Source organism: Pseudomonas sp. ES4 (assembly GCF_050586665.1).
Lineage (GTDB): Bacteria > Pseudomonadota > Gammaproteobacteria > Pseudomonadales > Pseudomonadaceae > Aquipseudomonas > Aquipseudomonas frederiksbergensis.
In genome coordinates this window covers 1-20,349 of the sequence record NZ_JBOBDO010000035.1, presented here as the reverse complement: position 1 = coordinate 20,349, position 20,349 = coordinate 1, and the positions used below count along the sequence as shown (strand labels likewise).

At 58.6% G+C, this 20,349-nt stretch carries 20 protein-coding genes; 7 read left to right on the top strand and 13 right to left on the bottom strand.

Going from position 1 to position 20,349, the window contains the following annotated elements; translation table 11 throughout:
* Positions 1 to 202 precede the first annotated feature (202 nt).
* Complete coding sequence (locus ACQ4OB_RS25995; protein ID WP_074876433.1) at positions 203 to 1,792, bottom strand: ABC-F family ATPase; 1,590 nt, start codon at positions 1,790 to 1,792, stop codon at positions 203 to 205.
* A gap of 496 nt (positions 1,793 to 2,288) precedes the next feature.
* On the opposite strand from ACQ4OB_RS25995, the gene lpxO reads away from it, so the two are divergent.
* Complete coding sequence (lpxO, locus tag ACQ4OB_RS25990; protein WP_074880671.1) at positions 2,289 to 3,188, top strand: lipid A hydroxylase LpxO; 900 nt, start codon at positions 2,289 to 2,291, stop codon at positions 3,186 to 3,188.
* A gap of 119 nt (positions 3,189 to 3,307) precedes the next feature.
* Here lpxO and ACQ4OB_RS25985 read toward each other — a convergent pair whose 3' ends face one another.
* Positions 3,308 to 4,168: a Ku protein gene (locus ACQ4OB_RS25985; protein ID WP_074876435.1), complete on the bottom strand. Its 861-nt coding sequence runs from the start codon at positions 4,166 to 4,168 to the stop codon at positions 3,308 to 3,310.
* A gap of 203 nt (positions 4,169 to 4,371) precedes the next feature.
* Here ACQ4OB_RS25985 and ACQ4OB_RS25980 point away from each other — a divergent pair, with 203 nt between their 5' ends.
* Together ACQ4OB_RS25980 and ACQ4OB_RS25975 are read left to right on the top strand one after the other, a co-directional pair.
* On the top strand, positions 4,372 to 4,728 hold the full coding sequence (locus ACQ4OB_RS25980; RefSeq protein ID WP_430956720.1) for a hypothetical protein: 357 nt from the start codon (positions 4,372 to 4,374) through the stop codon (positions 4,726 to 4,728).
* A gap of 51 nt (positions 4,729 to 4,779) precedes the next feature.
* Entirely contained in the window at positions 4,780 to 5,931 is a 1,152-nt protein-coding gene (locus ACQ4OB_RS25975; RefSeq protein ID WP_430956719.1) for a PQQ-dependent sugar dehydrogenase, read from the top strand.
* A gap of 17 nt (positions 5,932 to 5,948) precedes the next feature.
* On the opposite strand, the gene rimI is transcribed toward ACQ4OB_RS25975, so the two are convergent.
* Positions 5,949 to 7,046: a ribosomal protein S18-alanine N-acetyltransferase gene (gene rimI, locus ACQ4OB_RS25970; protein ID WP_102614735.1), complete on the bottom strand. Its 1,098-nt coding sequence runs from the start codon at positions 7,044 to 7,046 to the stop codon at positions 5,949 to 5,951.
* 92 nt (positions 7,047 to 7,138) lie between these two features.
* Here rimI and ACQ4OB_RS25965 point away from each other — a divergent pair, with 92 nt between their 5' ends.
* Together ACQ4OB_RS25965 and ACQ4OB_RS25960 are read left to right on the top strand one after the other, a co-directional pair.
* Entirely contained in the window at positions 7,139 to 8,713 is a 1,575-nt protein-coding gene (locus ACQ4OB_RS25965) for a RimK family protein (RefSeq protein ID WP_076031189.1), read from the top strand.
* 7 nt (positions 8,714 to 8,720) lie between these two features.
* Positions 8,721 to 9,644 carry a magnesium transporter CorA family protein gene (locus tag ACQ4OB_RS25960; protein ID WP_074876445.1) on the top strand — a complete coding sequence of 308 codons (924 nt, stop codon included), beginning with the start codon at positions 8,721 to 8,723 and terminating at the stop codon, positions 9,642 to 9,644.
* Here the strand turns inward: ACQ4OB_RS25960 and ACQ4OB_RS25955 are convergent.
* Positions 9,625 to 9,957: a DUF2834 domain-containing protein gene (locus ACQ4OB_RS25955; RefSeq protein WP_074876447.1), complete on the bottom strand. Its 333-nt coding sequence runs from the start codon at positions 9,955 to 9,957 to the stop codon at positions 9,625 to 9,627. The genes ACQ4OB_RS25960 and ACQ4OB_RS25955 overlap by 20 nt on opposite strands.
* A 248-nt stretch (positions 9,958 to 10,205) precedes the next feature.
* On the opposite strand from ACQ4OB_RS25955, the gene ilvA reads away from it, so the two are divergent.
* Entirely contained in the window at positions 10,206 to 11,219 is a 1,014-nt protein-coding gene (gene ilvA / locus ACQ4OB_RS25950; RefSeq protein WP_102614734.1) for a threonine ammonia-lyase, biosynthetic, read from the top strand.
* Positions 11,220 to 11,225: 6 nt separating this feature from the next.
* On the opposite strand, the gene ACQ4OB_RS25945 is transcribed toward ilvA, so the two are convergent.
* Both ACQ4OB_RS25945 and eco read right to left on the bottom strand, forming a co-directional pair.
* Positions 11,226 to 11,531, bottom strand: coding sequence for an NIPSNAP family protein (locus ACQ4OB_RS25945; protein WP_074876451.1), 306 nt, complete (start codon positions 11,529 to 11,531; stop codon positions 11,226 to 11,228).
* Between the two features lie 29 nt (positions 11,532 to 11,560).
* Complete coding sequence (gene eco / locus ACQ4OB_RS25940) at positions 11,561 to 12,043, bottom strand: serine protease inhibitor ecotin (protein WP_102614733.1); 483 nt, start codon at positions 12,041 to 12,043, stop codon at positions 11,561 to 11,563.
* Positions 12,044 to 12,348: 305 nt separating this feature from the next.
* Between eco and ACQ4OB_RS25935 the strand changes: the two genes are divergently transcribed.
* Positions 12,349 to 12,618: a DUF1652 domain-containing protein gene (locus tag ACQ4OB_RS25935; RefSeq protein WP_076031185.1), complete on the top strand. Its 270-nt coding sequence runs from the start codon at positions 12,349 to 12,351 to the stop codon at positions 12,616 to 12,618.
* 80 nt (positions 12,619 to 12,698) lie between these two features.
* On the opposite strand, the gene ACQ4OB_RS25930 is transcribed toward ACQ4OB_RS25935, so the two are convergent.
* From ACQ4OB_RS25930 to ACQ4OB_RS25900, 7 genes are all read right to left on the bottom strand, one after another.
* A complete protein-coding gene (locus tag ACQ4OB_RS25930) occupies positions 12,699 to 12,968 on the bottom strand; it encodes a DUF2790 domain-containing protein (RefSeq protein ID WP_076031184.1) in 270 nt (89 codons plus the stop codon).
* A gap of 169 nt (positions 12,969 to 13,137) precedes the next feature.
* Positions 13,138 to 14,082, bottom strand: a complete 945-nt coding sequence (locus ACQ4OB_RS25925; RefSeq protein ID WP_430956718.1) for a carbohydrate kinase family protein — start codon at positions 14,080 to 14,082, stop codon at positions 13,138 to 13,140.
* 13 nt (positions 14,083 to 14,095) lie between these two features.
* Positions 14,096 to 15,592 (bottom strand): xylulokinase, encoded by a 1,497-nt coding sequence (gene xylB / locus ACQ4OB_RS25920; protein WP_430956717.1) that lies wholly within the window; start codon positions 15,590 to 15,592, stop codon positions 14,096 to 14,098.
* Between the two features lie 128 nt (positions 15,593 to 15,720).
* Positions 15,721 to 17,196, bottom strand: a complete 1,476-nt coding sequence (locus ACQ4OB_RS25915; RefSeq protein WP_430956716.1) for a mannitol dehydrogenase family protein — start codon at positions 17,194 to 17,196, stop codon at positions 15,721 to 15,723.
* Positions 17,197 to 17,211: 15 nt separating this feature from the next.
* Positions 17,212 to 18,315 carry an ABC transporter ATP-binding protein gene (locus ACQ4OB_RS25910; protein WP_074876463.1) on the bottom strand — a complete coding sequence of 368 codons (1,104 nt, stop codon included), beginning with the start codon at positions 18,313 to 18,315 and terminating at the stop codon, positions 17,212 to 17,214.
* Positions 18,316 to 18,479: 164 nt separating this feature from the next.
* The gene (locus ACQ4OB_RS25905) at positions 18,480 to 19,310 is read right to left on the bottom strand and encodes a carbohydrate ABC transporter permease (RefSeq protein ID WP_074876465.1); all 831 of its coding nucleotides are present in this window, start codon (positions 19,308 to 19,310) and stop codon (positions 18,480 to 18,482) included.
* A gap of 10 nt (positions 19,311 to 19,320) precedes the next feature.
* Positions 19,321 to 20,220 carry a carbohydrate ABC transporter permease gene (locus tag ACQ4OB_RS25900; RefSeq protein WP_235865042.1) on the bottom strand — a complete coding sequence of 300 codons (900 nt, stop codon included), beginning with the start codon at positions 20,218 to 20,220 and terminating at the stop codon, positions 19,321 to 19,323.
* Positions 20,221 to 20,349 lie beyond the last annotated feature (129 nt).

Sequence of the window (20,349 nt, the reverse complement as noted above, 5' to 3'; positions counted from 1 at the left end):
AAGAAAGCAGGCTAACTACTTTCTCCTGAGCCAATCGTTCCCACGCTCTGCGTGGGAATGCAGCCCGGGACGCTCCGCGTCCCATCAGAAGCCGAACGCGGAGCGTCCGTTGAGGCATTTCCACGCAGAGCGTGGAACGATCAGACCCTGAAATGCAAAAAGCCCCGTCACCAGGACAGGGCTTTTCAGTTTCGGCAGCTTTTTAGAACACAACGCCCTGGCTACGCAGGTAGTCGTCATAGGTGCCGCTGAAGTCGATCACGCCGCTAGGGCTGAGTTCGATAATGCGAGTAGCCAACGACGATACGAACTCACGGTCGTGGCTGACGAAGATCAGCGTGCCCGGGTAGTTCTCCAGCGCCAGGTTCAGCGCCTCGATGGATTCCATGTCCAAGTGGTTGGTCGGTTCGTCCATGATCAGCACGTTCGGCTTTTGCAGGATCAGCTTGCCGAACAGCATGCGACCTTGCTCACCACCGGAGATGACCTTGACCGACTTGAGGATCTCGTCGTTGGAGAACAGCATACGGCCGAGGGTACCGCGAACGATTTGCTCGCCGCCCTGGGTCCACTGGCCCATCCAGTCGAACAGGTTGCAGTCGTCTTCGAAGTCGTGCGCGTGGTCCTGGGCGTAGTAGCCCAGTTCCGCGGCGTCAGTCCATTTCACGGTGCCGGCATCCGGGGTCAGTTCGTTGACCAGGGTGCGCAGCAAGGTGGTTTTGCCGATGCCGTTCGGGCCGATGATCGCCACGCGCTCGCCGGCTTCAACCTGGAAGCTGAAGTCCTTGAACAGGGTCTTGCCGTCGAAGCCTTTGGCCATGCGCTCGACGATGACCGCCTGACGGTGCAGCTTCTTGGTTTGTTCGAAACGGATGAACGGGCTCACGCGGCTCGAAGGCTTGACCTCAGCCAGCTGGATCTTGTCGATCGCCTTGGCGCGGGACGTGGCCTGCTTGGCTTTCGAGGCGTTGGCCGAGAAGCGGCTGACGAACGATTGCAGTTCGGAGATCTGCGCTTTCTTCTTGGCGTTGTCCGACAGTAGTTGCTCGCGGGACTGGGTCGCCACGGTCATGTACTCGTCGTAGTTGCCCGGGAACAGGCGCAACTCGCCGTAATCCAGGTCAGCCATGTGGGTGCACACGCTGTTCAGGAAGTGACGGTCGTGAGAGATGATGATCATCAGGCTGGAGCGCTGGGTCAGGATGTTTTCCAGCCAGCGGATGGTGTTGATGTCCAGGTGGTTGGTCGGTTCGTCGAGCAACAACACTTCAGGATCGGAGAACAGCGCCTGGGCCAGCAATACGCGCAGTTTCCAGCCTGGGGAGACTTCGCTCATCGGGCCGAAGTGTTGCTCGATGCCGATACCCAGGCCCAGCAACAGTTCGCCAGCACGGGATTCGGCAGTGTAGCCGTCCATTTCGGCGAATTCGGTTTCCAGCTCGGCAACGGCCATGCCATCTTCTTCGGTCATTTCCGGCAGCGAGTAGATACGGTCGCGCTCGGCCTTGACCTTCCACAGCTCTTCGTGACCCATGATCACGGTATCGATCACGGTGAATTCTTCGTAGGCGAACTGGTCCTGGCGCAATTTACCCAGACGCACGTTCGGCTCGAGCATGACCTGGCCGCCGGACGGCTCAAGATCGTTGCCGAGGATTTTCATGAAAGTCGACTTGCCGCAACCGTTAGCGCCGATCAGGCCGTAGCGGTTGCCCGCGGCGAATTTGACCGAAACGTTTTCGAATAGCGGCTTGGCGCCGAACTGCATCGTGATGTTAGCTGTAGAGATCAAAGGTTTTTCCTGCGAAGCATTCAGAGTAGCTAGGGGTGCGGCAGTACCGATTCAGTACCCGTTTCCGGTTTTCGAACCACAGGAAATGCATCCCGGTCAGAAGCGGAAGGTCCATCTGGCAATAAGTGGACAGCAGCATATGGAGCGCTTGGCCCGAGTCGAAGTGCGCTGAGACGGGGTTCATTCCCGTCATCAACCAAGGGGGGCGCGTAATGTTTGGCGGCGATTGTACTGGTCTGGCTCTTTAAACGATAGGGCGTTAAGGCCGCACGGCCACTTTGGCAGCATCAGTGGACAGTTTTTCACATCTGAAGGATAACTATTGGTTACAAACTGTGGCTAAAATGCCATCTGTCACCTGCTGCCGACAGACGGCGCAGGCTCAAGAACGGGCCATTCAGGACCGCTGTTGTTAATTCAGACGCTGCACAAGACCCTCGGGCCGATCGATCGGCAAGGGACGCAGTTTGTTCACTTCTGACGTGTGACGATTTTTGTGAAATTGATCATTGCCGCTATATATGTTGTATCCATCGCGTACGTCCACTTGCGCGGACGTGTGCGCCACAAGCTGGGGCGCCAACTGAGCGACCACTCGACGTTTCTGGCGCCGATCAACTGCTTCCTTTATATGTTCTCGAAAATCCCCAACAAGCCTTTTCTCAACCCGGCCGACTTTCCCGATCTCACTCCGTTGCAGGACCATTGGGAAGAAATTCGCGCCGAGGGCCAGAACCTGCTCAGGGCCGGGGAGATCAAGCGCTCGAATCAATACGACGATGTCGGCTTCAACTCGTTCTTCAAGACGGGCTGGAAGCGTTTCTACCTGAAGTGGTACGGCGACAGCCATCCATCGGCGATGAAACTTTGCCCGCGCACAACCGAATTGGTGCAAAGCATCGGCTCGATCAAGGCTGCGATGTTCGCCGAGCTGCCGCCGGGCTCGAAGCTGGTGCGTCACCGCGATCCGTACGCCGGTTCCTACCGCTATCACCTGGGCCTGGAAACCCCGAACGATGCCGGTTGCTACATCAACGTCGATGGCGAGAACTACCACTGGCGCGACGGTGAGGCGGTCATGTTCGACGAGACCTTCATTCATTACGCCGAAAACACCACCGGGCAGAACCGCATCATTCTGTTCTGCGATGTTGAGCGGCCGTTGAAGTATCGCTGGGCGGCGGCGTTCAATGGCTGGTTCAGCCGTCATGTGATGTCGGCGGCGGGCGCGCCGAACGATGCGGGTGACAAGACCGGCGGTCTCAACCGCTTGTTCGCCAAGGTCTACAAGATACGCCTGCGTGGCAAAGCGTTGAAGAAGCGTAACCGCAAGCTCTACTACCTCGAAAAGTGGGCGATTTTTGGCGGATTGCTGGCGATTTTTGTACTGATCTGAATGTTCTGTTGCGGCGTATAACGCCATCGCGAGCAGGCTCGCTCCCACAGTTAATCGCGATCACCTGTGGGAGCGAGGCTGCTCGCGATGGGGCAGTAATATTCACCGCAAACTTTCAATCAGCCACGAGAAGTCTTCGTGGCTTTTTTGTTTACGGCGGGTTTCGCAGCGGGCTTCGTTTTGCCCGTGCTCTTACCGCCGAGGCTGCGTTTAAGCAATTCGGTCAGATCGATAACATCCGCCGTCTTACGCTCCTCTTCACCAGTTGCCGTTTCGACAGCTTCGATTTTTCCTTCGTTGGCCTTTTTCTCCACCAGCGCCATGATCTTGTCTTCAAAACTGTCGCGATAATCCTCGGGGCTCCAGTCTGCGCTCATGTCCTCAACCAGTCGTTTGGCCATCTCTAGCTCACCCTTGGCCAGTTGGGGCTTGGTGACTTCACTGCCCAACTCAAGCGTATCCAGGCTTCGCACTTCGGCAGGCCAGCGCAGCATCACCAATACCATCGCCGACTCCAGCGGCATCAAAGCCGCAAGGTGCTGGCGCGTGTGCAGCACAACATGAGCCAGGGCGACTTTATTGGTTTGGCTTAACGTTTCGCGCAACAGCGCATAGACCTTGCCACCGCGTTTGTCCGGCGCGAGGTAGTAGGGCGTATCAATGTTTTGCAGGGGGATCTGCTCGCTGTCGACAAAAGAAAAGATGTCGATGGTCTGGGTGGACAGCGGGTGCGCCGACTTGATTTCCTCTTCGCTGAGGACCACATACCGGCCCTTTTCATACTGCACACCTTTAACGATATGTTCCTTGGTCACTTCCTTGCCGGTGACCTTGTTGATGCGCTTGTAACCCACCGGGTCCATGCTGCGGCTGTCGAGCCAGTCGAAATCGATCCCTTGCGAGGACGTCGCCGAGACCAGTGCCACAGGGATATGCACCAGACCGAAACTGATCGCGCCTTTCCAGATTGCCCGTGCCATGGTCGTCTTCTCGCGAGTGATGTTCAGGTGACCTGTGTCCTGGCGTAAAAGTTTCAGTGGCTTGCGGCCCAGTCCAGCGGGGGATGAACGGCGTCCTCAACTTCGTGTTACATCTTGCCCAGGAGGTTTTAGTTAACAAATCCGAACCCCGGGCGTAGCGTGATATCGAAGTTCCAATCCCCCTGATGTCGAGAGGCTCCCCCATGAACAGATTTGTGCTCGGCTGCACCGCGTTGGCACTGAGTGGCGTGCTGAGCAATCTGGTCCAGGCTGACACCACATCGCCACCTTTTTCATTGCTGTTGGCCCAGAGCCCGACGGGCAACTCCAGCAATCCTTACAACAGCCCGATTCGCCGGGCCAATCCCAACAGCATGCAAGGCACGCAACCCGGCGCGCCGGTCATTCGTGGGCCAAACACAGTGCCCGTGCCGCGCCCTCCGACGCTGGACAATGGTGGCATCGGCAACCGCTATCCCCAGGATCGCTCGCCTCCTTCCACTCCACCGAAATTCATTCCCAATCCACCTCATCGAGACGCAAACACCAGCAACCGTTGAACGGCACGACAGCGTTCTTGCCAGCCATTCGAACGACAAAAGGAATCGTGCATGTTGCGTACAACCCTTCTGGCCACTCTGTGTGCCAGCGCACTGATCACTGTCACCGCGCCGGTTTTCGCGGCGCCGACCCAGAACTTCAAAAGCGAACAGGGCACCCTTGAGGTGACGACCATGACCAAGGGGCTTGAACATCCCTGGGCCTTGGCGTTTCTTCCCGATCGCCAAGGAATGCTGGTGACCGAACGGCCCGGCAACCTGCGGGTGGTCAGCGCCGATGGCAAACTGTCCGCTCCGCTCAGTGGTGTGCCAAAGGTTTGGGCCAAGGGGCAGGGCGGTTTGCTGGATGTAGCGTTATCGCCCGACTTCAAGCAAGACCGCACGGTCTACTTGTCTTATGCCGAAGGTGGCGGTGAGGGCGACAGGGCCGGGACGGCAGTCGGGCGTGGGCGTCTCTCTGACGACCTCACCGCCATCAAGGATTTCAACGTGATCTTCCGCCAGGAACCCAAGCTTTCGGTCGGCAACCACTTTGGTTCGCGCCTGGTGTTTGACCGCGACGGCTATCTGTTCATCACCCTTGGCGAGAACAATGACCGTCCGACTGCTCAGGACCTCGACAAGCTGCAAGGCAAGGTCGTGCGGATCTACCCGGACGGCAAGGTGCCGGATGACAACCCTTTTGTCGGTCAGGCTGGCGTACGCCCGGAGATCTGGTCCTACGGCCAGCGCAATCCGCAAGGCGCGGCGCTCAACCCTTGGACCGGCACCCTCTGGGAAAACGAACACGGTCCCCAGGGAGGCGATGAAATCAACATCATCGAGCGTGGCAAGAATTACGGCTGGCCGATGGCAACCCATGGCATCAACTATTCCGGCCAACCGATTCCGGAAGCCACGGGCAAGACCGCCGAAGGCACCGTCGGCCCGCGCCACGTCTGGGAAAAGTCCCCCGGCCTCAGCGGTATGGCGTTCTATGACGCTGACCGTTTCAAAGCCTGGCAGCACAATGTGTTTATCGGCGCGCTGGTGAGCCAGGAGTTGATTCGCTTGCAGTTCGATGGCGACAAGGTCGTTCACGAAGAGCGATTGCTGAGCGAACTCAACAAGCGCATTCGCGATGTGCGGCAAGGCCCTGACGGGTATTTGTATGTGCTGACCGATGAGGACGACGGCGGCCTGTACAGGATCGGCCTGAAGTAACGCATCACTGTAGCCGCTCATGATCGGGTGTACAGAACCACTGCCGCGCGCAACTTGCCTCGTCCGAAGCTGCTCATCTTGTCGAATTCGCCATGGCTGACCGGCAGATGCTGGCAGTCCATGGGTTGGCGATGCTGGCTGTGATCGACATCCGGGTCATGCAGGTAGACGAACTCTTCATCGCAATCGGTGACGATCACCCAATGCGGCGATTTGGAACGGGTCAGTCGATAGCTGCTGATCAGCACCAGCGGTTGTCCGCCACCGTCCAGTAACCGTGCAAGGTTCAGTGGTCCGCCGATCACTCGCTCCACATCAGTTTCCTGTAGCTGCGTGGTGAATTCCTCGTGTACCAACCGCATTACCTCTTTTTTATGCGCATCGCGTACGCCATCAAGAAACAGGGCCCCGGCCATGCTCAATTGCAAACGCACCCCAAAACCCCGTCGCCATGCCGCCAGCGCCAAGCCTTGAGGGCTGCAGCCACCATGGCCGGAAGTCATGAACACGGTGGTCGCTTCGCGCCAGATCTGCAGTTCTTCGCGCCGCTCCAGCACGCGATCCGCTTGCAGTGCGCCCATGCCCATCAGCAGACAGGCCGGGCCGCAGGTGAAATCGGTGGTCTGCTGATACCAGGGCACCTTGATGTTGCGCGAGTCGCGGTGCTGGAGGATGCGCTTCTCCAGCCTCAGCGCGTCGGTATGGTCCTGGTAGTAGTCGTGAATCAGTGCGAAGCGTCGGTAACCATTGCGCTCGTACAAAGCGATGGCTGCCGGGTTGTCGATGCGCACTTCCAGTCGCAGGTAGGCGCAGTCGTGCTCAAGGGCGCAGGCCTCGATGCGTTGGAGCAATTGTTTGCCCAGGCCGCTGCCGCGCGCGTCGGTGGCGATCGCAATCGAGTAAAGGCGCGCCAGCGAAGTGCCCCGGTGAAACAGCACCACGGCGTAACCGACCAAGTGCTCGCCACGCTGGGCCACCAGCAGTTGCCCGTGGGCCCGGGTGATCATCCATTGAAAACTGCGACGATTAAGCCGATCCGTGGTGAAACAGTGTTGTTCGAGTTCCAGCAGTGCTGGCAAGTCTTCAACCATCGCCAAGCGAAAAACCAGATTCATATGACCACCGTAAAAGTTGCGTAACGAAACGGGACTTTCTAAAAAGTTCGTGCTTAATAGGAAAGGTCTTGTTCTCCAACGGATCAATCACTATGTCAGCGGTACAGGGTCATTGGCGCGAAGTATCCGAGCAAACTTTGCCGGCGGCAACTTATTTAAATGACGGTGTTAGAACTTCCAGCCAGTTGATTATCATCGTAGAACGCAAGGAAGACTGGGCATCCTACTTCCCCAGTGAAGACATCGTGACGGCACAGGAATACCTCGAAAAAACCCGTGATGACGAGCGGGGCAAGCGGGTCCAGGTGATCAACCTGTGCCGCAGCTACAAATACCTGGGGCACGGCTACTACTGCTCGTTGCTGGCCGAAGCCCGCGGACACAAGGTAATTCCGTCGGTGCGGACCATCAGCGAACTGACTCGAAAGTCCTTGTATGGCCTGGCCCTGGATGATCTGGATAAAACCTTGGAAAAAGCCCTCAGTCATCATCTTTACAGCGACACAGAAGGTTTTACCCTGACGCTGTACTTCGGCAAGACTCATATCGAGCCGTTACAGGATCTGGCGCGACAGTTGTTTGAAGTCTTTCCGTGTCCGATATTGTTAGTTGAGTTTCGTCGAACTAACGGCTGGCACATTGACGGGATAAAGTCCGGTGCCTTGCATAAGTTACGCGAAGATCAGGAAGATCAGTTCGCCCACTCACTCGACAGTTTCAGTCGCAAGATCTGGCGAGTACCGCGCTCCCGCCGTGTGGCCCGTTATGACCTGGCCATCCTGCACGATCCCCAGGAAGCGTTGCCGCCGTCGAATGCCAAGGCGCTGGACAACTTCGTCAGGGTTGGCAAAACGTTGGGCATCGACGTCGAGCTGATCGAACGCAAGGACTACGCACGTATTGCCGAATACGACGGTCTGTTGATCCGCGAGACGACCAGCGTCGACAACCACACCTACCGGTTTGCCAAGAAAGCCGAGAGCGAAGGGCTGGTCGTGATGGACGATCCGGCGTCGATTCTGCGTTGCACCAACAAGGTTTACCTGACCGATCTGCTCAAGAGTCATCAATTGGGCATGCCCGCCACCGAGATTCTCTACAAAGAGCGACCGGAAGACTTTGAGCGGGTCGGCGAGCGCCTTGGCTTCCCGTTGGTGTTGAAGATCCCCGACGGCTGTTTCTCTCGGGGTGTGATCAAGGTCGAAAGCCAGCAGGCCTTGCTCGAAGCCACGGCCGAACTGTTCGAGCATTCGGTGCTGTTGCTGGCCCAGGAATTCTTCTACACCGAATACGACTGGCGCATCGGCGTGCTCAACCGCAAACCCATTTTTGCCTGCCAGTACTTCATGTCCAAGGGCCATTGGCAGATCTACAACCATAAGGCCAAGGGTCAGGACATCAACGGTGAATGCCGTACCCTGGCGGTTCACGAAGCGCCGCGGGCGGTGGTGGAACTGGCGGTGAAGACCGCGAACCTGATTGGCGATGGCCTCTACGGTGTCGACCTCAAGCAATCCGGCGACAAAGTGGTGGTGATCGAGGTCAACGACAATCCGAACATGGACGCTGGCATCGAAGACGCTTACTTGCAGGACGATCTGTATTCACTGGTGCTGGAAGAGTTCGTCCGTCGCCTTGAACTCAAGCGCCGCGGCCAGGCCTGGTGAGCGGCCGATGATCAAGAGCTTTCAACTGATCCACGGCGCCCTGCACAAAGTCGAACGGCTGGACGCCGAAGTGATGCTCTTCAGCAACCCCGACGCCGCCGAGCGGGACTTGCTGCACAGCCATTTCAAGCTCGATGAACACGCCCTGGCCTCGGCCCTGGACCCCGACGAGGTGTCACGCATCGAGTTTCACCCCGACAACCTGTTCCTGATCTGGAAACGCCCGGAAAACTATTCCGGTGCCGGCAGCCTGGCTTTTGAAGTGTCGTCCTGCGGTTTGCTGTTTTCCGAGCACCGTTTGCTGGTGATCGCCACCGACGACTCGCCGCTCAGCGGCCTCGGCCTGCGCCAACCTCTGAACACGCCGCTGGATGTGTTGCTCGACCTGTTGTTCAACAACATCCATCACTACTTGGGCCACCTGAAGGTGATCAAACTGGTTGCCCGGGAGTTGCAGCAGAAATTCAACGCGTCGATGCAGAACCAGCACCTGATCCAGATGTTCAACCTCAGCGAAAGCCTGATCTATTACATCAACGCGATTCACAGCAACGGCGCCGTCCTGACCCGGCTGCGCAATCACGCCGCCAAGGAACATTTCAGTGCCGAAGCCATTGGCCTGATCGACGACCTGATCATCGAAAACAACCAGTGCTACAAACAGGCGGAAATCTACTCCACAGTGTTCTCCGGGCTGATCGACGCCCGGGGCAACCTGATGAACAACAGCATGAACAACCTGCTGCGCAAACTGACGTTGATCAATGTGGTGTTTCTGCCGCTGAACCTGATTGCAAGTATCGGCGGCATGTCCGAGTTCAGCATGATGACGGCGGGCGTGCCATGGTGGGTTTCGTATCCGCTGTTTCTGAGCGCGATGATAGTGGGGGCTGGAATGATGGTGCTGGGGCTCAGACGGTTGGCGAAGTGACGGCCGTTCTCCGATCCTGCAGGCCACGGACCACGAGGTATACCAGCGGCCCGATGGAGACGAAAACAGCGGTGATCAAAAGGTAGGGAACCACCGACCACCCCGACCATCCGCGCTTGCGCGCATCCGAGTACATCCAGATGCCCGCGAGCGTCGCCAGCAGGTACAAATCAATCACCACCTGCGCCGTGTCGGGGCGCGACATCAGGCCGATGCCGAAATCGATCAATGACTGTTCGGCTTGCAGCATCACCGAAACGGTGTAGCCGGCGAACGCGATCAAGGCAATGAGGGGCAGGGCGACAGACTTCATGTTTCCTTCCTTGGGATGATGAGTAGAGTCGCCAGCCTACAGAGGCCGAGTAAAATTGGCCATTGACTTGCCATCAACGCCCGGCTAATTTCCGGGCATGACTTCCACTGTATTGCGCTGCCAGCCAAGCATTATTACCGCCATTCCTTATTTGGCGGGCTAGCTCACGACTGCAGCACCCAACCCGCCCTAGAGGCGGGTTTTTACTTTCTGCCTCCTGGGTTTTCGATCAACGTCAGGAGACGACCATGAGCAGCAGCACAGCCCAGCAAACCTTGCTTGAGCATTACGTGAAAAAGATCCTCGCCGCGCCCGTGTATGAGCTCGCGGTGCGTACGCCGCTGCAACCGGCGCCAGCGTTGTCCGAGGCGCTCGGCAATCAGATCCTGCTCAAGCGCGAAGACCTGCAACCGACCTTTTCCTTCAAGATCCGCGGTGCCTACAACAAACTGGTGCAGTTGAGCGATGAGCAAAAGGCATGCGGCGTGATCACCGCTTCGGCGGGCAATCATGCCCAGGGCGTAGCGCTGGCAGCACGTGAATTGGGGATCGCCGCGACCATTGTGATGCCGCGCACGACACCGGAATTGAAGGTGCTCGGTGTTCGCAGTCGGGGGGCTGACGCCGTGCTGCACGGCGAGAGTTTTCCGTTTGCCCTGGACTATGCGCTGAACCTGGCACGACAAACCGGTCGCACCTTTGTCTCGCCTTTCGACGACCCGGATGTGATCGCCGGTCAGGGCACCGTCGCCATGGAAATCCTGCGTCAGCATCAAAGTCCGCTGGATGCAATCTTTGTCCCGGTGGGCGGAGGTGGCTTGATCGCGGGCATTGCAGCGTATGTCAAATACTTGCGACCTGAAGTCCGCATCATCGGTGTCGAGTCGGAGCATTCCGCGTGTTTATCCGCGGCATTACAGGCTGGCGAGCGAGTTGTCCTGCCGAGCGTAGGCACTTTCGCCGACGGTGTCGCCGTCGCCCAGATCGGTGCTTATGGTTTCGAGGTCTGCCAGTTTTGCGTCGATGAAGTGTTGACGGTCAGCAACGACGAACTCTGCGCCGCCATCAAGAATATCTACGACGATACCCGCTCGATCACCGAACCTTCCGGCGCCTTGGCCGTGGCCGGCATCAAGAAATACGTAGCGCAGACCGGCGCCCGTGGTCAGACGCTGGTCGCGATCGACTCGGGCGCCAATATCAATTTCGACAGTTTGCGTCATGTGGCCGAGCGCGCCGCATTGAGCGACGTCCCGGCGTGAGCAGTGTCAGGCCAGCAGCGGGCGCAGGAAGGTCCGCTCATAGCTGACGATAAACTTCTTTTCGACCAGCGAAGCTACGAGCGCGGCGCTTTCGGCGTCGGTCATCGCGATATGCCGGTAGCTTTCGTAATCTGCCAGCGAAGGAAAGCTGAACAGGCAGTAGGCGATATTGCTCGCGCCCTCGGAAGGCAGGAAGTACCCGTGGTGCGTACCACCCAAACGTTCGACGATGCCGAGCCAGGCTTTGGCGTAGGCTTCGAACTCGCTGAGTTGATACGGATCGATCACATATTTGACGTGGCAGGTAATCAAATTGGCGCTCCTGTAACGGGATAGAACGGTTATTCCTGGACGGCTTTCTCGACCTTGCTCGACGCCGACCAGATCCGGTAGCGGACTTCGACGTCTTTAGGCACGTAGAGCACGATCGGCAGTTTGCTGTTGTAGCGCAGCAGGAAACCGTCACCGACCACCGGTACAAAGTCCTTTTTGCTCTTGCCGTCCGGGCAGGCCATCTGCGTACTCATCGGGCCGATGACTTTTTCCAGTCGGTAGAACGGGTAGCCCCAGCCTTCGAGGTTTTTCTCCTCGAGAATGCCACCCAGGCGTTGGCGATTGCAGTCGACGGCCAGGGTTTTGCCGGCGAGGATTTCGACCTGGTAGTCGTCTTCCTGAGTCTGTGGGGCAAGGTGAATGACCTGGCGGGTGAAACCGCTGTCAGCTTTGGGGAATGGGGCGACCTCTTCGAGTTTCGCGGCGTGCGCAGCGAACGACAGGCCAGCAACTATTAGCCCAACGGTATTGATGTGGATCAACGAACCCATGATTGCCTCCTTGCTTGTGAGTGGTGTCAGCAGATACTGATTGCCAGGCCGCATTCTTACTGCCGTCAGCTGTGAATGCAAACTCAAGGAGGTGTGCCAATTCCAGCGGCACAATGGGCCGGCCTTGCAGGTCGCATGAGGCCGTTTGGCACTAGTTTCGCTAAATCGTTGATTTACCGATGAGCTGCAGTGCGAAATCCAAGGCGTATTTTATGCTGTAGCTGGTCTTAAGCTGATCGGGGGATTTCCTTGCGTCAGTTTCGATAGTGTCGTTTGGCAGTCTCACTTTAAGGAGAGGGGTCACCATGTTTCTTTCTGCCTTGGAACTTCGCAATATCATTGAAAGCAGTTTTTTGCCGAAACGTTGTCAATGCACGCTGTCGCCGGACCTGTCGATGACCGTGAAGGTGTATTCCGATCGGGAAACCGACCATCTCGATCTCATGGTGACCGGAATAAATGCCAAGAGGCTAAATGGTTGCCGCGAAATCAATGACCTGATCGCCGGGCTGCGCTCTGACATGCAGCACCAAACCATTGCCCAGGCTCTGCATCCAGACAGAAAAGCGCTTTAACCCGCGGCTTCGAATTCCACCGACGCACGCCAGGTCTGGAAAATCACCAGACCCAGCGCCAGTTCGATCAGACCGTTCAATCAGTTCTGATAACTGCAGGCGTCAGAAAGTTTACGGTATGAGATTTGAGCAGGTTTGCCCGAGGTGCTATCGATGTACTTCATGTCGGCTGTGACCACTTGGCAGTCCTGCGTCGACGGTTCGGTCAAGGCAATGACCTTGCCCACGTGCAGCGGCATACCATAGTGGTATGGCACCGCCTGGGAGCTCGAAGTGTCATTGGCCTGGGCCAGACCGGCAAACGCGGTGCAGGCGAGAGCGCTGGTAACCAGCAAGATGCGCATGTTCATGAACGATCTCCGATGCAGGCTTGAAGTAAGCTCGACGTTCAAGCGTCGAACCTGCCGCACTGGGCGTCAGAGAACTCTGAGGGCGTGCGGTCCAGTAAAGTTTTGGACCGCGAGGTTAAGCAATGGTTAACCCGACTGAATGCCGCCTGTCGTGAGGAGGCCATCAGCCTCAGCGAAGATCCAACTGATGGCGATACGGCAGATCCGGCCCGGTCTTACTGCAGGTCAGCGCTGCCGCCTGCACTGCAAATTTGAGCATGCCGTCGATCTGCTCACGGCTCAGTTGCTGCACGCCCTCAACCGAATCCAGCTGCTGCTCCGTCAGCCAGGCAATCAACGCCGCCTGGAACGTATCGCCAGCGCCCACGGTGTCGGCGATTTTCACTGAACTCGCCGGTACCGACCATGAACCATGGGCACTACTGAACACCGTCGCCCCCTCGCCACCACGGGTCAGAAATACCAACTGACAGCGATGCTGCAGCCAGCCTTGAATGACCCGTTGCGGATCCTGCTCGGGGTACAACAGGCTCAAATCCTCATCGCTGACTTTGATCAGGTCGGCCAACTCAACCAAGGTGGCAACCCGAGAGCGCCACAGATCGATACTTGGCTCAGGATTGAGCCGCACGTTGGGGTCCAGGCTGATCAAGCGTTTACCGCTTTCCCGTTGCACCAAGGCCAACAGCGTGTCGGCAATCGGTTGTACCACCAGCGAAAACGAACCGATGTGCAGGCCGCGCACTTCAGATCCCAGTTCTGGCAGATGCTCGGTTTTCAGCTGACGATCCGCGCAGCCTTCACCCCGGAAGCTGTAATGCGGCGAACCATTGGCCCCGACCGCCACCATCGCCAGAGTCGTAGGCGCTGCGAAATCCACCAGGTAATCCGGGCGCACACCTTCATCCTGCAGCACCTGCTGCAAGCGCCGACCGAGGTAGTCGGTGGACAGGCCGGCAAACAGCGCCGCATCCACCCCCAAACGACGCAAACCCACCGCCACGTTGAACGGCGAGCCGCCGGCAATCGCCTTGAAATTCACTTTTGACGCCAGGCCGCTGGCGTCCTCTTCACTGAAGAAATCGAACAGCGCTTCGCCACACACCAGGTACATAGTTATTTACTCTTTAAAGGGTTGCGACATGCTGTTGATAGCGTTCGTAGGCCTGCTGACAGGCCGCCACATTGTCGGCGATCGGCAAGGTTTCGCTGGCTGGATCGAGCTTCACGCAGCGTTTGCATAGATCCTCCAGGCTGTCTTCATGCCCGCTTTCCCAGGACTTGCACCACGCTGCCTGAATCGCGGCGCCAAGGGCCGCGGCTTCGCTTTGTTCGGTGCAGATGACTGGGGTGTTCATGATGTCGGCGACGATCTGCCGCCACACCGGGCTTTTCGAGCCGCCGCCGATCAGGCAAATGCTGCGGCTTTGTAAGCCATTCTGCCGCAGCAGGTCCAGCCCATAACGCAAACCGAAGGTCGTGCCTTCGACCACCGCGCGGCACAGGTTGGCCTGGGTCAGGTTGGTCATGGACAAGCCCAGCAGGCTGCCGGTGGCATGGGGCAGGGCGGGGACGCGCTCGCCGTTGAGGAATGGCAGCATGCACACGCCTTCGGCACCGATGGGGGCTTGCGCGACGAGGTCGTTGAACTGTTCGATATCCAGCTCGAACAGTTCGCGAATCACCCCGGTCGCGTTGGTCAGGTTCATCGTGCAGATCAGCGGCAGCCAGCCACCGCTGGAGGAACAGAACGTTGCGACGCAAGCGTCCGGACTGACTTTTGGCTGGTCGGCATAGGCGTACACCGTCCCCGAAGAACCGAGACTCATGGTGATAGCGCCTGGCTTGATGTTGCCGGTGCCGATGGCGCCCATCATGTTGTCGCCACCGCCGCTGGAGACCAGCGCCTGCGGGTTGATACCCAGGTGTTCAGCGATGCTCGGCAGGATCGTGCCGACGGCTTGATGAGCGTCTATCAACTCCGGCAGCGCAGCTTGCAGTCGTCCGGTGGCATCGATATCCCGCAGCAGCTGCAAGTCCCATTGGCGGGTACGCACGTTGAAATACCCGGTGCCCGAGGCGTCGCCGTATTCACTGCAACTGCGCCCGGTGAGCCAATAGTTGAGGTAGTCATGGGGCAGCAGGATGCGGGCGATCCGGGAAAAAACCAGCGGATGTTGTTCTTTGGTCCAGAGCAGTTTGGAGACGGTGTAGCCCGGCGCGATCACTACGCCGAGGCGTTCCAGCGAGCCTTTTTCGCCATCCAGATGGACCAGCAGACGGTCGTTTTCCGGGGTGGATTCGGTGTCACACCAGAGTTTGGCCGGGCGCAGCACCTGGCCCTGATCGTCGAGCAGCACCAGCCCGTGTTGCTGGCTGGAAACGCCGATGCCAAGGATGTCCTGGCCGTCGACCTTCGCCGCGAGCAATGCGCGGCGGGTGGCACTCGCGAAGGCTTCCAGCCATTGGGCGGTGTCTTGCTCGCGGCGGCCGTTGGCGCCACTGATCAGAGTGTGGGCGGCAGCACCCTGGCCCAGCACCTGACCGCTGACGGCGTCGAGGATGATGGCTTTGGTGCCTTGGGTGCCGCAGTCGATGCCGAGGAATAAATGTTGGTTTGTCATGAATACACCCTGCCGAAGATCGTTCCCACGCTCTGCGTGGGAATGCAGCCCGGGACGCTCCGCGTCCCTTTCGCGAATTGGAACGCGGAGCGTCCCTTGAGGCATTCCCACGCAGAGCGTGGGAATGATCAGTTGGCGAGTACTCGTTCGAGGGTTGTTGTCACGCCGGCATCGCGCAAGCTGTTACAGCACCACTCAAACGCTGCCACAAACTCGGGCGAATGCGGGATCGCCGTTCCAAAAATCTCCTCAACCGCCAGCAACCGCTGCGTGATCAACGCATCATCCGCCACCAGCGCCTGACAGAACGCCGCCCGCGGATCAGGAATGCTGTAGGTCTGGCCATTCTCGTCCACGCCCTTCAAATACAGCGCCCAAGCCGCTACTACCAACGCCGCCCGTTTGGTTTCCTGCCCATCGGCAATCAATCGATTGATCGTCGGCACCGTGAACTTGGGAAACTTCGACGAACCGTCCGAACACACGCGCTCCAGTTGATCGGCAATCGCCTGGTTGGAGAAGCGCGCCTCCAGGGTGTTCTTGTATTCGGTCAGGTCAATTCCCGGCACGGGTGACAGTTGCGGGGTCACGTCCAGGTCCATGTAGGCACGCATGTAGCGCACGAACAGCGGGTCGTTCATGGTTTCGTGAACGAAACGGTAACCCTTCAAGAACCCCAGGTAAGTGAGGGCGAGGTGACTGCCGTTGAGCAGTTTGATCTTCATCTCTTCATAAGGCGTGACGTCGTCAGTGAACTGCACGCCGACCTTTTCCCAGGCCGGCCGACCATTGACGAACTTGTCTTCCAGCACCCATTGCACAAACGGTTCGCAAACCACCGGCCAGGCATCGTCGATAGCGTGTTTATCGTGCAGTTGCAGCTTGTGTTCGGTGCTGGTCATCGGCGTGATGCGGTCGACCATCGCGTTCGGAAAACTGACATTGCTAGCGATCCAGTCCCGCAGATCGGCATCACGTAGGGCGGCGAACGCCAGTAACGCTTTGCGCGTGACTGAGCCGTTGTGCGGCAGGTTATCGCAGGACATCAAGGTGAACGCGGGCGTGCCGGCTGCACGGCGTTTAGCCAGCGCGGCACAGAGGAAACCGAACACGGTTTCCGGTGTGTTTGGGTGTGCCAGATCGTGCTGGATTTGCGGCAGCTGGGCCATGAACTCGCCGGTGCTGTCGTCGATGCAGTAGCCGCCTTCGGTAATGGTCAGCGAAACGATACGGATCTCGGGGCTGGCGAGTTTGTCGATCAGTGCTTGTGCGCCGTCTTCAGCCAACAGCATGTCGCGAATCGCACCGATCACTCGAACTTCGGTGTCGTCGGTATCGCCCAGCTCGAACAGGGTGAACAGGTAGTCCTGCTCTTTGAGATCGTCCCGGGCGCGGCGGTCTTCGGCGCGCAGGCCGACACCGCAAATCGCCCAGTCCAGACCTTCGCCGGCATTCATCAACGCATCGGTGTAATACGCCTGATGCGCCCGGTGGAAACCGCCGACGCCGATGTGCGCGATGCCTTGGCGAGTGTCGCTCAGGGTATAGGCCGGCAGGATCACCTCAGGGGCGAGGCGGTTGAGGTTGTGTTTATTGAGTTTCATCACAAGGTCTCGAAATCAGGCTGCAGCGCGCAACGGGCGGGTCAACGCCACGCCGTCGGCATCGAATAAATGGCAGTGTTCGGCGTCCAGATGCAGGCTCAGCGACTCGCCATAACGGCTGGCCAGGTCGCCGCGAACGCGCATGGTCAGGGCTTCGCCGGACGAGGTCACCACGTGGCAAAAGGTGTCGCTGCCCAGGCGTTCACTGACGTCGGCGGTGACCTGCAAGGTGCAGTCGCCGGTCTGCGCGAGATTCAGATGCTCCGGGCGAATGCCCAGGGTCACCGCACCGCCGACGCTCAGGTTGGCACCGCTCAGTGGCAAGGTGATGCGGGTGCCGGCGTCCAGCAGCACTTCGCAGCGCTGGCTTTCGACGCGGGTGACTTTGCCCTTGAGGAAGCCCATTTTCGGCGTGCCGAGGAACCCCGCGACAAACAGGTTGGCCGGTTGGTGATACAGGTCCAGTGGCGAGCCGACTTGTTCGACTTTGCCGCCATTGAGTACGACAACCTTGTCGGCCATGGTCATGGCTTCGACTTGGTCGTGGGTCACGTAGATCATTGTGGCTTTGAGTTCTTTGTGCAGGCGCAGCAGCTCCAGGCGCATCTGCACCCGCAGGGCGGCGTCGAGATTGGACAGTGGCTCATCGAACAGGAAGATCTTCGGATTGCGCACGATGGCTCGGCCGATGGCCACGCGCTGACGCTGACCGCCGGACAACTGTTTCGGTTTACGTTCGAGCATTGGCCCCAGTTCGAGGATGCGCGCCGCTTCGCCGACTTTCTTCTCGACCTCGGCTTTCGGTACGCCCGCCAGGTCGAGGGCAAACGACATGTTTTTGCGCACGCTCATGTGCGGGTACAGGGCGTAGGTCTGGAACACCATCGCCAGGTCGCGCTTGGCCGGGCTGACTTCGGTGATGTCGCGGCCATCGAGTTCGATGGTGCCGCCGCTGACTTCTTCCAGGCCAGCGATCAGGCGCAGCAAGGTGGATTTGCCGCAGCCCGACGGGCCGACGAACACCACGAACTCGCGGTCGTTCACTTCCAGGTCGATGCCTTTGATGATGGAAAAGCCTTCGAAGCCTTTTTGCAGATTCTTGATTTTCAGGTTGGCCATGATGGTGGGCCTCCACTTGTTGTTATTCAGTTGAGCCGTGCGGGCTTTTCTGTAGGAGTGAGCCTGTTCGCGATGAGGCCGTGTCAGTCGACATCACTGTTGAATGACATTCCGCTATCGCGAGCAGGCTCGCTCCTACAGTGGTCGCATTGAGTCGGCGATCTTCATTTCACGGCGCCGAACGACAGGCCGCGGACCAATTGTTTCTGGCTGATCCAGCCGAAGATCAGGATCGGTGCGCAAGCCAGGGTCGACACTGCCGACAACTTGGCCCAGAACAGACCTTCGGGACTTGAGTAGGAGGCGATCAACGCAGTGAGCGGCGCGGCTTTCGACGAGGTCAGGTTCAGCGACCAGAACGCCTCGTTCCAGCACAGGATCAGCGACAGCAACACTGTGGACGCCAACCCGCCCTTGGCGATCGGCAGCAGCACCCGGACCATCTCCTGCCACAACGTGGCACCGTCGAGGCGCGCGGCTTCGAGGATGTCCTTGGGGATGTCCTTGAAGTAGGTGTAAATCATCCAGACCACGATCGGCAGGTTGATCAGCGTGTAGATCACGATCAGCGCGATGCGCGTGTCGAGCAGGCCGAAACTCTTGGCCAGCAGGTAGATCGGCATCAGCACGCCCACCGGTGGCAGCATCTTGGTGGAGAGCATCCACAGCAGCGTACCCTTGGTGCGCTGGGTTTCGTAGAACGCCATCGAGTACGCCGCCGGCACCGCGATCAGCAGGCTTAGGGCCGTAGCGCTGAACGAAATCACCACCGAGTTCCAGGCGAAGCTGAAGTAATCGCTGCGCTCGTTGATGTGCAGGTAGTTCTCCAGCGTCGGCGTGAAGAGGAACTGCGGCGGCGTGGCGAACGCGTCGATTTCGGTTTTGAAACTGGTCATCACCATCCAGAAGATCGGGAAGAAGATCAGGATCGCGATGGCCCAGGCCAGGGTGCCGAGCAGCAGGCTTTGCAGACGGCGGGATTGTTGAAGGGTCATGGCGCAGGCCTCAGGCTTTGTCTGTCAGGTTTTTGCCGATCATGCGCACCAGCACGATGGCGGCGATGTTGGCGATCACCACTGCGATCAAGCCACCGGCGGACGCCATGCCGACGTCGAACTGCACCAGCGCCTGGTTGTAGATCAGGTACGCGAGGTTGGTCGAGGCGTAGCCGGGGCCGCCGTTGGTGGTGGTGAAGATTTCGGCGAACACCGAGAGCAGGAAGATGGTTTCGATCATCACCACCACGGCAATCGGCCGTGCCAGGTGCGGCAGGGTCAGGTGCCAGAAAATCGCGATCGGCCCGGCACCGTCGAGGCGCGCGGCTTCCTTTTGTTCCTGGTCGAGGGACTGCATGGCAGTCATCAAGATCAGGATCGCGAACGGCAGCCATTGCCAGGACACGATGATGATGATCGACAGCAGCGGGTAGTGCGCCAGCCAGTCCACCGGTTGCGCGCCGAACAGCTTCCAGACGTAGGCGAGGATCCCCGACACCGGATGGAAAATCAGGTTCTTCCAGATCAGCGCGCCGACGGTGGGCATGATGAAAAACGGCGAGATCAGCATCACCCGCACGATGCCGCGACCGAGAAACTCACTGGCCTCCAGCAGCGCACTGATCAACACGCCGAACACCACGCTGATCAGCAGCACGCTGCCGACCAGCAACAAGGTGTTGGTGGCGCCGGGTATGAAGCCCGAGTCGCTGAGGAAGTAGCTGAAGTTCTCAAGCCCGACGAACTCGTTTTCACCAGGGTAGAGCAGGTTGTAGCGGATCAGCGAAAAGTAAACGGTCATGCCCAGCGGCACGATCATCCACAGCAGCAACAACGCCACCGAGGGACTGACCAGGAACCAGCCGGGATTGGCCAACCGGCTTTTACGCACCGGTTGGGAAATGTCCATGTGAGCTTTGGCAGTTGAAATATTCATGGCGATAGAACCGATTAAGAACAGACAAATGAAGATCAACTATGGGAGCGGGCTTGTGGGCGAGGGGGATTGTTCCCGCCTGGGGGCGAAAAGGGACCCAAA